9 protein-coding genes and 3 rRNA genes are annotated in these 13,188 nt (G+C 57.4%); 2 read left to right on the top strand and 10 right to left on the bottom strand.

The features are described 5' to 3' along the window. Positions 1 to 17 precede the first annotated feature (17 nt). From recN to I6I71_RS08935, 6 genes are read right to left on the bottom strand one after another with little or no spacing between them, the layout of a single operon-like run. Positions 18 to 1,745 (bottom strand): DNA repair protein RecN, encoded by a 1,728-nt coding sequence (gene recN / locus I6I71_RS08960; RefSeq protein ID WP_201820546.1) that lies wholly within the window; start codon positions 1,743 to 1,745, stop codon positions 18 to 20. Beyond that, positions 1,745 to 2,677 carry an NAD kinase gene (locus tag I6I71_RS08955; protein ID WP_052204417.1) on the bottom strand — a complete coding sequence of 311 codons (933 nt, stop codon included), beginning with the start codon at positions 2,675 to 2,677 and terminating at the stop codon, positions 1,745 to 1,747. Before I6I71_RS08955 ends, recN begins: the two co-directional genes overlap by 1 nt. Then, positions 2,674 to 3,501, bottom strand: coding sequence for a TlyA family RNA methyltransferase (locus tag I6I71_RS08950; protein ID WP_201820543.1), 828 nt, complete (start codon positions 3,499 to 3,501; stop codon positions 2,674 to 2,676). The genes I6I71_RS08955 and I6I71_RS08950 overlap by 4 nt, the downstream gene beginning before the upstream one ends. Before the next feature lie 14 nt (positions 3,502 to 3,515). Then, positions 3,516 to 3,653, bottom strand: a complete 138-nt coding sequence (locus tag I6I71_RS08945; RefSeq protein ID WP_168156363.1) for a hypothetical protein — start codon at positions 3,651 to 3,653, stop codon at positions 3,516 to 3,518. 2 nt (positions 3,654 to 3,655) lie between these two features. Continuing rightward, positions 3,656 to 4,639: an HAD-IIA family hydrolase gene (locus I6I71_RS08940; protein WP_052204420.1), complete on the bottom strand. Its 984-nt coding sequence runs from the start codon at positions 4,637 to 4,639 to the stop codon at positions 3,656 to 3,658. A 25-nt stretch (positions 4,640 to 4,664) separates the two neighbouring features. Continuing rightward, positions 4,665 to 5,675 carry a tetratricopeptide repeat protein gene (locus I6I71_RS08935; protein WP_201820540.1) on the bottom strand — a complete coding sequence of 337 codons (1,011 nt, stop codon included), beginning with the start codon at positions 5,673 to 5,675 and terminating at the stop codon, positions 4,665 to 4,667. A 298-nt stretch (positions 5,676 to 5,973) separates the two neighbouring features. On the opposite strand from I6I71_RS08935, the gene I6I71_RS12100 reads away from it, so the two are divergent. Together I6I71_RS12100 and I6I71_RS08930 are read left to right on the top strand one after the other, a co-directional pair. Beyond that, entirely contained in the window at positions 5,974 to 6,285 is a 312-nt protein-coding gene (locus tag I6I71_RS12100) for a transposase (protein WP_236587282.1), read from the top strand. After that, positions 6,198 to 7,166 (top strand): IS3 family transposase, encoded by a 969-nt coding sequence (locus tag I6I71_RS08930; RefSeq protein WP_330910992.1) that lies wholly within the window; start codon positions 6,198 to 6,200, stop codon positions 7,164 to 7,166. The genes I6I71_RS12100 and I6I71_RS08930 overlap by 88 nt, the downstream gene beginning before the upstream one ends. 373 nt (positions 7,167 to 7,539) lie before the next feature. Here I6I71_RS08930 and rrf read toward each other — a convergent pair. The 4 genes from rrf to I6I71_RS08910 form a co-directional block, all read right to left on the bottom strand. Further along, positions 7,540 to 7,657: ribosomal RNA gene (rrf, locus tag I6I71_RS08925) — 5S ribosomal RNA — on the bottom strand. Positions 7,658 to 7,772: 115 nt separating this feature from the next. Further along, positions 7,773 to 10,856: ribosomal RNA gene (locus tag I6I71_RS08920) — 23S ribosomal RNA — on the bottom strand. A gap of 181 nt (positions 10,857 to 11,037) precedes the next feature. Further along, on the bottom strand, positions 11,038 to 11,259 hold the full coding sequence (locus tag I6I71_RS08915) for a hypothetical protein (protein ID WP_201820538.1): 222 nt from the start codon (positions 11,257 to 11,259) through the stop codon (positions 11,038 to 11,040). A 12-nt stretch (positions 11,260 to 11,271) separates the two neighbouring features. After that, positions 11,272 to 12,782: ribosomal RNA gene (locus I6I71_RS08910) — 16S ribosomal RNA — on the bottom strand. Together the 16S, 23S and 5S rRNA genes form the textbook arrangement of a ribosomal RNA operon. Positions 12,783 to 13,188 lie beyond the last annotated feature (406 nt).

Below are 13,188 nucleotides of genomic sequence, written 5' to 3'. Positions count from 1 at the left end.
AGGGAGGCGCGCGGCACTTAGGCGCGCATTTCCGCCACCTCACGCTGCGCGCGTTCAAACAGCTCCTGGGCATGCGCTCGGCCGGTATCGGAATCATCCATGCCGGCCATCATGCGGGCCAGCTCTTCGATTCGGGCTTCTTCGCTCAGTTGCGCCACGCCCGAGGCCACCAACGCATCCCCCACATCCTTCGCCACGTGCAGATGCGTATCCGCATACGCCGCCACCTGCGGCAAGTGCGTAACCACAATAACCTGGTTGTTGGTAGCAAGACGAGCAAGCCTGCGACCGATCTCTACGGCCGCGCGCCCACCGACGCCAGCGTCAACCTCGTCGAACACCAAAGTCGCCCCGTGCGATGAGGCCGCCAAAATCACCTCAAGTGCGAGCATCACGCGCGACAGCTCACCACCGGAGGCGCTCGTTGCCAACGGTTTCGGCTCCAACGCCTTGTTGGGCGCCAAGAGAATAGCCACCTCGTCGGCGCCGGTTGCGCTGTATCCGGCACGGGTGACCTGGACTGTCAGCTGCGCCTTCGGCATGGCAAGGCCGTGCAGTTCTGCAGAAACGGCCTCACCAAGCTTCGCCGCTGCGGCCTCACGGGCTTTACTTAACGCCTTCGCGCGCGACGCCAACTGCTTCTCCAGCTTGGACACCTGCTGTTTGAGCTTGTCTACGGCTTCTTCGGACACGTCGATCTTGCTCAAGCGCTTTACTGCCTTCGCGCGCCACGCCAGCACGCCTTCAACATCGGGCGCGTACTTGCGGGTCAACCCCCGGATGTCCTGCTGGCGGGTCAAAAGCGCTTCCAGCTGATCGGCATCAGCCGGCAACGAGGTCAGATAGGTGCCGAGTTCCGCCGAGACGTCTGAAAGCATACTGCTCACCTCATGCAGGCGAGTTGCCAGCTCCTTGAGCTGTTCATCACTTGCACCATCCAGCGCGCTCGCCGCCTGGCCGACGAGTGTAGACGCCGCCTCATCATCCGCGCCGAAGCCGCCAGCGGCCTCCGCGCCGTCAATGGCTGCCAGCGCATTGAGGGCCGCCTCACGCAGCGCGTCAACGTCCTGCAGACGATGAATCGTCGCGGCCAATTCGGTATCTTCGCCCGCCACCGGATCAACGGCATCGATCTCATCCAACGCAAAACGCAGACGATCCGCCTCCTGGGCCAGCTCACGTTTGTGCTGCGTGCGCTCCTCCAGTTCGCGAGCTACCTTGCGCCACTCGCGGTACGTCTCGCGGTAAGCCTGGGCAAGCGGGGTGATCGCCGGATCAAACCGATCCAACGCCGCAAGCTGCTCGTCCGGGCTCATCAGCCGCAGCTGGTCATTTTGCCCATGAATAGTCAGCAGGTGGCCCGCCATCTCCGCAAGCGTTGCCGCCGGCACCGTCCTGCCAGCCAGGTGCGCTTTCGAACGGCCCGTTGCCTTCACCGATCGCGAGACCACGTACTCGCCGTTCTCGTCAGCGCTGCCACCGGCGTTTTCTACGATCTCCGCAACCTTCGCGGAAACATCCTCCGGCAAGCCAGCAGTAGAAAAGGCTCCCTCTGCCACGGCTTCTTCAGCACCCGTGCGTACGCGTGAGGCGTCGGCGCGTCCGCCCGTCAATAAGCGAAGGCCCGTCACCACCATGGTTTTGCCCGCACCGGTTTCACCCGTGAGCACAGTCAAGCCTGGCGAAAGCTCCGCCGAGGCCTCCGGAATCACACCAAGGTTGCGGATAGAAATCTCTGCAAGCACTACGTGTACCTCGGGCCCCGCCAGCCTGACACCGGCAGCTGGAACTTGCGCACCAGGCGGTCCGTGAAGGGTTTACGATCCAGCTTCACCCAACGCACCGGGCGCGAACCGCGGATGACCTCCACGCGCGATCCAGCAGGCATGTCAATGCGCCGAAACCCGTCCATCACCGCCACAGCCGCGCTGGAGTCCGCTTCCGTTTCAATGGCCACAGTGGAGCGTGGCGAGACCACCAGCGGTTTCGCAAACAACGCATGCGCGTTATTCGGCACCACCAAGATCGCATCCAGGGCCGGCCACATGACCGGGCCACCAGCGGAAAACGCGTACGCCGTCGATCCGGTTGGCGTAGACACCAGCACACCGTCGCACCCAAAGGCACTTACCGGGCGAAAGTCGATCTCCAACACCGCATCCAACACTCGAGTGCGGTCAATGTTTTCCACGCTGAGCTCATTGAGCGCCCAACCACGGCCAACCTCTTCACCCTCCGCACTTCGCACCTGCACGTCAATAGTCATGCGGTCTTCAACGGTGTAGTTGCGCTCAACCACCTGGCCAATTGCGGTCTCCAGGCTTTCAGCCTCACCCTCAGCTAAGAACCCCACGTGGCCTAGGTTGATGCCCAGCACCGGCAGGTTCTGGTCACGAGCCACGCCGGCTGCGCGCAAAAACGTCCCGTCGCCCCCCAACACCAGCACCAGCTCACACCCAGCGGCGGCATCCGGACCGGGTTTGACCCGTTCAAGCTGGTTAAGCACAGGGTCTTTGTCCACCGGCTGCTCTGCACCCGGCTCGCCCTGGTCTAGGAGCCGCACGCGGATGCCTGCCTCTTGCAGCAGGCGAGCCGCCCGCGCGGCGGAAGAAATGTTGTCAGGCCGATAGAAGTGCGGCACAAGCAGGATTTCGCGCTGCGTTGTCACGTCTGTCAATTCTGCGGTCCTTCCTTCACTGCGGTGGCCACCATTTCAGCCACAGCCTCCGGTGCAAGTGCGGTTTCACCCGCATCCTTCACCAGCCATAGGAAGTATTCTACGTTGCCGCTCGGGCCCGGCAGCGGCGATGCCGTCACACCTTTCAAACTTAAGCCCAATGACTGCGCAAACAGCGCCACTTCCGTGGTTACCTCGGCCCGCAGCTCGTTTGAGCGCACCACCCCGCCACTGCCAAGACGGTCTTTGCCCACCTCAAACTGGGGCTTGACCATCGGCAGAAGGTCCGCGCCATCCGCCATGCATTCCACGATCGCCGGCAATACCAGCTTCAGGGAGATAAACGAAAGGTCGCCCACCATCAGATCGGCCGGCCCATCCATCATCTCTGGCGTAAGGTGCCGAATGTTCGTCCGGTCCAGCACTTTGACCCGCGGGTCATTTTGCAGCCGCCAGATCAGCTGCCCATAGCCCACGTCAACCGCGACGACCTCGCGTGCGCCGTTTGCCAGCAGCACATCGGTAAACCCACCGGTCGAAGCACCAGCATCGAGAGCCTTTTGCTTATCGACGCTCAACCCCATCTCCCCAAACGCCCCCAACGCCCCGAGCAGCTTATGGGCCCCGCGTGACGCCCACTCACCATCCGGGTCAACACTAACCTTGATGGACGCATCCGGCTCTACGATGGTGGCTGGCTTCTTCGCGACGAATCCGTTGACCTCCACGCGGCCGTCTTTAATCCAGCCCTGGGCCTGCTCGCGGGAGCGGGCAATCTTGCGTCGGACGAGTTCAGCGTCCAAACGCCGGCGTGATGGTGCCATGAGTAGTTCCTGTTCTAGCTGTTTTGCAGTGCGTTATGCAGCAGCTGGTGTGCCTTTGTAAGGCGTTCCACCTCATCTTCAAGCGATTCTGCCGGCTGCGCGAGTGCCTCCTCGAAGGCTTGGCGCAGCTGCTCCGGATCTTCCGGGGTCATGATTACCACCAGTTTGCGGTTGCGGCTTCTGCAGCATCCGAGTTCGGGCGCACAAGCTCCGGAGGGGTGTCCATCATCCACGCCACCTCCAGTACAGTGCGCAGCGCCTGGATGCTGGTTGCGCCTTCGTTGCCGTGGCTCAAGATGATGTCGCGCCCGTCAACACGCGCGCCAAAGCCACCTTGCGCGGAGGGTTTCAGCTGCTCTGCGTCTTGTGCAAGGGCGCGCATGTCTTCCGCAATGAACGTAGGGCGCAGTTCCTTTGGTGCCTCAATAAGCGCCAACGGCCCAGAGACACCAGTGAGCACGTGCAGTGCAGGAATACCAGCGGCGACGGCACCAGCGATGTCGGTATCCATGCGGTCTCCAACTGCCAGCGGGCGCTTTGCGCCAAGCGCTCCGGCTGCCTGGAGGAACATTGCCGGCTCGGGCTTGCCAGCAGCTCGCGGCGTCACGCCGGTTGCGGAGGTCACAGCCGCAACCATGGAGCCGTTGCCAACCATCAGCCCGCGCTGCATCGGCAGCGTGGTGTCCAGGTTGGAGGCCAGATACACAGCCCCGCGCGCGATGGATAGCGCAGCTTCCGAAAGCTGATGCCACCCCGTTTCCGGGTTGTGTCCGTGCAGGACCACCTTCGGGTTTTCATCTGCGGAATCAACAACGCGGTAGCCGGCATTGGCCACGAGATCGCGAAAAGACGGCGCTCCCAAGACCAAAACTGGGTCGCCTGGGCTGAGGTGTTCCTCAGCCAGCCCAAGTGCAGCTTGTGCGGAGGTCAGCACATCATTGTCTTGCGCCTGAAGCCCAATTGCGCGCAGCATCTGCGCTACTTCTGCGGCGCTTCTAGACGCGTTGTTGGTGATATACACCGCCGGTACCCCAGCAGCGTTGATCGCTTCGACAGCATGCTCAATGGCGTCTCCGCCCTCCCAAACCGTGCCATCTAGGTCAAGCAGCAGTGCGTCATACGTATCCTGCAGAGCCATCGCTTTATCTACTACCCCGATTCCTCTAGCTCAATTCTTCTACGCGCTCGTCCGCATCCGTCAGTGCTTCAACGTCAAGATCTGCGGCGTGTTGGAACCATGTCTTCGCTTCATCTTTACGACCAACCGCCAACAACGCATCTGCATACGCGTACGACAGACGCATCTGGCTAAATCCCTGGGAGTCCAGTGACGGATTCATCCGCTCTAGCGTGATCAGCGCAGACTCATGCTGACCGAGGTCGTGGCGTGCACCGGCCAGCACAATAGCCAGCTCAATACGGCCTTCCTCGTCCAATTCGTTAGCCTCTGGGCTGCGTCCAAGCTCAAGAGCCTTCTCTGGGCGACCGAGGCCTCGCTCAGCATCTGCCATCACCGCGAGCAGTCCCGGGCCACCGCTCATGCGGCGAGCTGCCCGAAGCTCGGAGAGCGCTTCTTTCCATTCGCCGGCATGGTACGCAACAACACCGTTGGTCTCACGCACCACACTCACACGGCCAGCACGGTTCTTCGCCGCACGAGCATGCTGCAGCGCCAGCTGCGGGTCGTCTGCCAGCAAGTCAGAAGCCATAATCATGTGTTTGGCCACACGATCGGCGTTGTCCTTCGACAGAACCTTCAGATCCTGCAGGACTGAGGGATCCAGGACAGTTACGTCAATATCCTCAAGGAGGTCTGGTTCCGACAGGCGCATAGCCATGCGATCCTCACGGTAGCCCTGCCTGCGTGGGTTAGACCGGTCGTGCCTTACGCGATCTTCACGACGCCCCGCGCCATACCCACCAGCCCGATCATTGCGCCTACGATCACCCCGACCGCCGCTACGGTTAGGCCGACCGTGGTCGTCACGGTTGCGGTCACCACGGTCATTCTCGTCCCTACCGCCGCGGTAACGGCCGCCGGACCTGTTACCGCGATCATCTCCAGGCCTGCCGCCTTCAGATCGGCGACCTCGCCCACCCCCGTAGCCACCGCGCCCACGATTCTCATATGAGCCACGGTTTTCGTGCCTAGAGGTGTTCCCATTGTCGGACATACAAAGACCTTTCCGTTTACGTTCCAACCAGTATATGGACCGACCCCGGATTACCGCCAACTACCACGGCGTATTCCTCACTTTTCGCGGCGATAGTTGCGGGTAGGGCAACAAAGAGCACGCACGGCCCCGAAGAGGATTCCACTGCTTGTTCTTACGCTTAGTGCTGCTAGCAGATAACGCAGAGCGGGGCGTGTGTCTACACATTCCACCAGGGGATATGGAAGGGACCTGACCCCTGTTTGGTAGACACCCCTGATTCCGACCGTGTTGGGTCGGGGAAAGGTAGCCTGCCTCCATGCCTAGGAAGGTTTATTCGGATCAGTTCAAGCGCGACGCGGTCGCGATGTACGAGAACGATCCACACATCTCGTTCAATGCCGCAGCCGCAGACTTAGGGATCAACCGCACCACGCTTCGCTCGTGGGTTGACAAGTACGGCACCGGCGCAAAGACCAAGAGTTCAGCGGATGTACGTGCCAATCGCGCCAAGCAGCTCACAGATGCAGAACAGATACGCCAATTGCAGCGCGAAATCGCTCAGCTGAAAGAAGAACGCGATATCTTGCGCAAGGCGGCCAAATATTTTATGGAAGAGACAAACTGGTGATCCGCTTCCAGTTTGTTGATGACCACCGCACCGATTACTCGGTCAAGCGGATGTGTACTGTCCTTGGGCTTAATCGCAGCTCCTATTACAAATGGAGAAACAGCAAACCCCAACGGCAACGCCGACTAGTCGATGATGGCATTTTGGGTGCGAAGATCACGGCAGTCTTCGAGGAGAAAAACCAGCTCTACGGCGCGAAACGCATCGCCGCAGAACTGACCTATAACGACGCCTACAACGACAATGGCCCAGTCAACCATAAGCGCGTCGCCCGGATTATGAAAAAGCTTCGGCTACGTGGCTACACCAAAAAACGCAAGGTCACCACAACCCGACGTGGGGCCGGTCGCGTAGTGTTTGCCGACCTAGTCAAGCGGGATTTCACGGCACCAGCTGCAAATAAGGTACTGGTGGGCGATATCACCTATCTGCCGATTGCAGACGGGTCGAATATGTATTTAGCTACGGTGATTGACTGCTACTCCAGGATGCTCGTTGGCTTTGCCATCGCCGAGCACATGCGCACCGAACTCGTCGAGGAAGCGCTTGAGCATGCGCACCGAACCCGCGGTGATCTTGCTGGAGCGATCTTTCATTCGGACCACGGAAGTGTCTATACCTCGTCGCAGTTTCAGGCCACCTGCCGCAGGCTCAACCTCACCCAGTCAATGGGTGAAGTTGGCACCAGTGCCGATAATTCGCTTGCGGAGTCGTTTAACGCCACGCTGAAACGAGAGGTACTCAAAGACGAGAAAGTCTTTGCCAACCAGCTTGTCTGCCGGCGAGCAGTCTTCGCATGGTGCGTGCGCTACAACACCAGCCGAAGGCACTCCTGGTGCAAGTACCTCACCCCCACAGAGTACGAAGCCCTCGCCGCATAACCATGTGCTAAAGTAAGCCCCGTAATTTCACCATTGATGGTGTCTACTTTTCGGGGGTCGGGCCCGAAGCTTGTTCTCGTTATCTGCTAGTAGGTGCTTGCCTGGCGCGTGCCAGGCGCTTATTTGGTGCACAGTAGGGCCAGTCTCCTGCCGACTCCCAGGATGACGGTCCCCGGGCAACAGACTCGCTGCTAGTCGATATCTGCTAGTCGATATCGGTTTTTCGGTGTTGTGTCTCTACATTCGACCTGGGGTTTTGTAGGGGTGTTTTGCGTATCGTCTAGCAGGATTCGGGGGGCACAAACACACAAAAAGCAGCCCGTCTACCACGTGTGTGGCAGGCGGGCTGCTTAATCATGTTTTGAAGTTGTTGGGTCGGCGGTAACCTACTCTCCCACACCCTCCCGAGTGCAGTACCATCAGCGCGGGCAGGCTTAGCTTCCGGGTTCGGAATGGGACCGGGCGTTTCCCTGCCGCTATCAACCACCGACACACTTATAGGGCCAATGCTTGGCGTTCCACTACCTGTTATGTACAGGGGGTGGTGTGTCAGATACCGGAAAGTGGACGCGACAGTCACTGTTACATTCAGTGTTTGTGTTGTGTTGTTGTTTGTGTTGGTGGATTAGTACCAGTCACCTCATCACATTGCTGTGTTTCCAGTTCTGGCCTATCAACCCCATAGTCTATAGGGCACCTATAATGAAACCTCATCTTAAAACAGGCTTCCCGCTTAGATGCTTTCAGCGGTTATCCCTTCCGTACGTAGCCAACCAGCGATGCTCCTGGCGGAACAACTGGCACACTAGAGGTACGTCCGTCCCGGTCCTCTCGTACTAGGGACAGCCTTCTTCAAGTTTCAACGCGCGCGGCGGATAGAGACCGAACTGTCTCACGACGTTCTGAACCCAGCTCGCGTGCCGCTTTAATGGGCGAACAGCCCAACCCTTGGGACCTACTCCAGCCCCAGGATGCGACGAGCCGACATCGAGGTGCCAAACCATCCCGTCGATATGGACTCTTGGGGAAGATCAGCCTGTTATCCCCGGGGTACCTTTTATCCGTTGAGCGACACCACATCCACAAGTAGGTGCCGGATCACTAGTCCCGACTTTCGTCCCTGCTCGACTTGTAAGTCTCGCAGTCAAGCTCCCTTGTGCACTTACACTCTAAACACCTGATTGCCAACCAGGCTGAGGGAACCTTTGGGCGCCTCCGTTACATTTTGGGAGGCAACCGCCCCAGTTAAACTACCCACCAGGCACTGTCCCCAACCCAGATCATGGGCCAAGGTTCAGGTATCCACTACGGTCAGAGTGGTATTTCAACAACGACTCCACAACCACTGGCGTAGCTGCATCAACGTCTCCCACCTATCCTACACAAACCGCACCGAACACCAATACCAAGCTGTAGTGAAGGTCCCGGGGTCTTTTCGTCCTGCCGCGCGAAACGAGCATCTTTACTCGTACTGCAATTTCACCGGGCCTGTGGTTGAGACAGCAGGGGAGTCGTTACGCCATTCGTGCAGGTCGGAACTTACCCGACAAGGAATTTCGCTACCTTAGGATGGTTATAGTTACCACCGCCGTTTACTGGGGCTTAAATTCTCCGCTTCGACCCAAAAGGGTCTAACAGGTCCTCTTAACCTTCCAGCACCGGGCAGGCGTCAGTCCGTATACATCAACTTAACCGTCTTCGCACGGACCTGTGTTTTTGATAAACAGTCGCTCCCCTCTCTTCTCTGCGACCCACACCAGCACACTAACCGCATGTGTTAGCTACCGGTTTGGGTCCCCCTTCTCCCGAAGTTACGGGGGCATTTTGCCGAGTTCCTTAACCACAGTTCACCCGCTCGCCTTAGTATGCTCTACCTGACTACCTGTGTCGGTTTCGGGTACGGGCCGTCTACACACATCGCTAGAGGCTTTTCTCGGCAGCACAGGATCACCACCATCACCCATATATGGGCTACGCATCACGCCTTGCACATATAACAACCGGATTTGCCATGTTGTCGTGCTGCACGCTTGCACCAGAATCCAATAACTGGCGTGGCTACCACTCTGCGTCACCCCATCACTTACCTACAACAAATCAGGCCCCACGCATCACCACCAACCACACACCACAAGGGTGCGTACATCAGTAGCTTTGGGTGGTTAGTATCATTGCTTCAGCATTGGTCGCGTGTAGGCGGGTACGGGAATATCAACCCGTTGACCATCGACTACGCCTGTCGGCCTCGCCTTAGGACCCGACTCACCCTGGGAAGACGAACTTGACCCAGGAACCCTTCGTCATTCGGCGGATACGATTCTCACGTATCATTCGTTACTCATGCCTGCATTCTCACTCGCGTGCAGTCCACACCCCCTTACGGTAATGCTTCACCCCACACACGACGCTCCCCTACCCATAGTAAAAACTATGCCGCGGCTTCGGCGGTGTACTTGAGCCCCACTAAATTGTCGGCGCGGAACCACTCGACCAGTGAGCTATTACGCACTCTTTCAAGGGTGGCTGCTTCTAAGCCAACCTCCTGGCTGTCTTCGCGATCCTACATCCTTTTCCACTTAGTACACCCTTAGGGGCCTTAACCGGCGATCTGGGCTGTTTCCCTCTCGACTATGAAGCTTATCCCCCACAGTCTCACTGCTATACACCACTTTTAACCGGCATTCGGAGTTTGGCTGACATTGCTAAGATGATAGTCCCGCTCAACCAACCAGTAGCTCTACCTCCAGCAAGCTTGTATAACGCTGCACCTAAATGCATTTCGGGGAGAACCAGCTATCACGGAGTTTGATTGGCCTTTCACCCCTACCCACAACTCATCCCCTCAGTTTTCAACCTAAGTGGGTTCGCGCCTCCACAACCTCTTACAGCTGCTTCACACTGGCCATGGGTAGATCACCCCGCTTCGGGTCCAGGACATGCCACTAACAACACCCATTTCGGATTCGCTTTCGCTACGACTACCCCACACGTGGGTTAACCTCGCGACATGCCGCTGACTCGCAGGCTCATTCTTCAAAAGGCACGCCATCACACACAAGATGTGCTCTGACGGATTGTAAGCGCACGGTTTCAGGAACTCTTTCACTCCCCTCCCGGGGTACTTTTCACCATTCCCTCACGGTACTATCCACTATCGGTCACACTGAGTATTTAGGCTTACCGGGTGGTCCCGGCAGATTCACAGCAGATTTCACGGGCCCGCTGCTACTCGGGGAAAAACACATACACCCAACACAGCTATGTCTTCGCGTACAGGACTCATCACCTTCTCCGGTGCACCATCCCAGGCGCTTCCGCTGACACAACCACATCAAGCAAGTCACTAGCAGATAACTTACGATGCGCCCCACAACCCCACATGCGCAACCCCTGCCAGGTATCACACACACATGGTTTAGCCTCATCCGCGTTCGCTCGCCACTACTAACGGAATCACAATTGTTTTCTTCTCCTGCGGGTACTGAGATGTTTCACTTCCCCGCGTTCACCCCCATACAGGCTATAGATTCACCTGCAGGTAACACCACATAACTGGTGCCAGGTTTCCCCATTCGGACATCCTCGGATCAACGCTTAGTTGGCAACTCCCCGAGGCTTAACGCAGCCTCACACGTCCTTCATCGGCTCAGCATGCCAAGGCATCCACCGTACGCCCTTGACCACAAACGAAATACACATACTAAGAACAAACAAAAAACAGAAAAAACAGAAAAACAAACACACACCCAAACACCAACCTAAAAGGCCAGCATCCAGATGCATGATGCTCGCGTCCACTCTCCAGTTCTCACACACCACACCCACACACCAACACACCACCCAAACCAGGTGACACATCAGCATGAGGCAGTTAGGAACACACACAAACCGTGTTGCCCCAGACACCCAACAGCATGCCAACACATACAAACGCTTGTAGAAAATGATTACTGTGCGATACCCCGATATTGCGTTCCACACCACCTTCTGGTGTGGGGTATGCATCCACCCGGATTCTTTTTAAAAAACAACTAGTGGCAGTCACACACTCGGCGACATCAACCACCAACACCCACAACTGTGGGTTAAACATAAAGCTCCTTAGAAAGGAGGTGATCCAGCCGCACCTTCCGGTACGGCTACCTTGTTACGACTTCGTCCCAATCGCCGATCCCACCTTCGACAGCTCCTTTTGACAGGCCACTGGCTTCGGGTGTTACCAACTTTCATGACGTGACGGGCGGTGTGTACAAGGCCCGGGAACGTATTCACCGCAGCGTTGCTGATCTGCGATTACTAGCGACTCCGACTTCATGGGGTCGAGTTGCAGACCCCAATCCGAACTAAGGCCGGCTTTCAGCGATTCGCGTCCCCTCACGAGGTAGCTGCGCGTTGTACCGACCATTGTAGCATGTGTGAAGCCCTGGACATAAGGGGCATGATGATTTGACGTCATCCCCACCTTCCTCCGAGTTAACCCCGGCAGTTTCTCATAAGTCCCCACCATCACGTGCTGGCAACATAAGACAAGGGTTGCGCTCGTTGCGGGACTTAACCCAACATCTCACGACACGAGCTGACGACAACCATGCACCACCTGTACACCAGCCACAAGGGAAACTACATCTCTGCAGCGATCCGGTGTATGTCAAGCCCAGGTAAGGTTCTTCGCGTTGCATCGAATTAATCCACATGCTCCGCCGCTTGTGCGGGCCCCCGTCAATTCCTTTGAGTTTTAGCCTTGCGGCCGTACTCCCCAGGCGGGGCGCTTAATGCGTTAGCTACGGCACGAACCCCGTGGAAGGGACTCACACCTAGCGCCCACCGTTTACGGCATGGACTACCAGGGTATCTAATCCTGTTCGCTCCCCATGCTTTCGCTCCTCAGCGTCAGTTACTGCCCAGAGACCTGCCTTCGCCATCGGTGTTCCTCCTGATATCTGCGCATTTCACCGCTACACCAGGAATTCCAGTCTCCCCTACAGCACTCAAGTTATGCCCGTATCGCCTGCAGTCCCACAGTTAAGCCGTGGACTTCCACAAACGACGCGACAAACCACCTACGAGCTCTTTACGCCCAGTAATTCCGGACAACGCTCGCACCCTACGTATTACCGCGGCTGCTGGCACGTAGTTAGCCGGTGCTTCTTCTCCAAATACCGTCAAAATTCGTCTTTGGCGAAAGGAGTTTACAACCCGAAGGCCGTCATCCCCCACGCGGCGTCGCTGCATCAGGCTTCCGCCCATTGTGCAATATTCCCCACTGCTGCCTCCCGTAGGAGTCTGGGCCGTATCTCAGTCCCAATGTGGCCGTACACCCTCTCAGGCCGGCTACCCGTCGACGCCTTGGTAGGCCATTACCCCACCAACAAGCTGATAGGCCGCGAGCTCATCCCACACCGAAAAAACTTTCCACCACAACAACTACGAAGTGGTCCTATCCGGTATTAGACCCAGTTTCCCAGGCTTATCCCGAAGTGCAGGGCAGATCACCCACGTGTTACTCACCCGTTCGCCACTCGAGTACCCAAGCAAGCTTGGGCCTTTCCGTTCGACTTGCATGTGTTAAGCACGCCGCCAGCGTTCATCCTGAGCCAGGATCAAACTCTCCACAAAAACGTTTCAGCAGAAACAGGCCGTGAAAAGCCCAATACCTAACCAAAAACAAACCAACCAACACAACAACACGAAAAACGCATGCATCATGTCAGCCTGGCTTAAAAAATCCTTGAATTACTATCCGTTTCTTGGCCATCCGACGAGGAAAAACACCAAGAAACAACATTTTCAGCAAAACATCACCATGTGACGCACCGAAACAGACAATGCCACCATCCAAGATTCATGACACCACCAACCGGCACACACCACAACACGTGGCACACACAACAACATTCCACAAACAAAATGCATTGGCACACTATCGAGTTCTCAAACAACACACGCACACCCCACCAGAACCTCTCGCGGCTCCGGTAAAAGCGGCTTGTACGACATTACATGTCGGTTTGAATCAAGTCAA

The organism is Corynebacterium riegelii (genome assembly GCF_016728505.1).
Lineage (GTDB): Bacteria > Actinomycetota > Actinomycetes > Mycobacteriales > Mycobacteriaceae > Corynebacterium > Corynebacterium riegelii.
This window is presented reverse-complemented; position numbering and strand designations above follow the sequence as displayed.

Bases quoted from the DNA above. Each gene is read 5' to 3' on its own strand.
- I6I71_RS12100 (WP_236587282.1), top strand. From the start codon at position 5,974: ATGCCTAGGAAGGTTTATTCGGATCAGTTCAAGCGCGACGCGGTCGCG.
- I6I71_RS08940 (WP_052204420.1), bottom strand. From the start codon at position 4,639: ATGGCTCTGCAGGATACGTATGACGCACTGCTGCTTGACCTAGATGGC.
- I6I71_RS08935 (WP_201820540.1), bottom strand. From the start codon at position 5,675: ATGTCCGACAATGGGAACACCTCTAGGCACGAAAACCGTGGCTCATAT.
- I6I71_RS08945 (WP_168156363.1), bottom strand. From the start codon at position 3,653: ATGACCCCGGAAGATCCGGAGCAGCTGCGCCAAGCCTTCGAGGAGGCA.
- I6I71_RS08915 (WP_201820538.1), bottom strand. From the start codon at position 11,259: ATGTTTAACCCACAGTTGTGGGTGTTGGTGGTTGATGTCGCCGAGTGT.
- I6I71_RS08950 (WP_201820543.1), bottom strand. From the start codon at position 3,501: ATGGCACCATCACGCCGGCGTTTGGACGCTGAACTCGTCCGACGCAAG.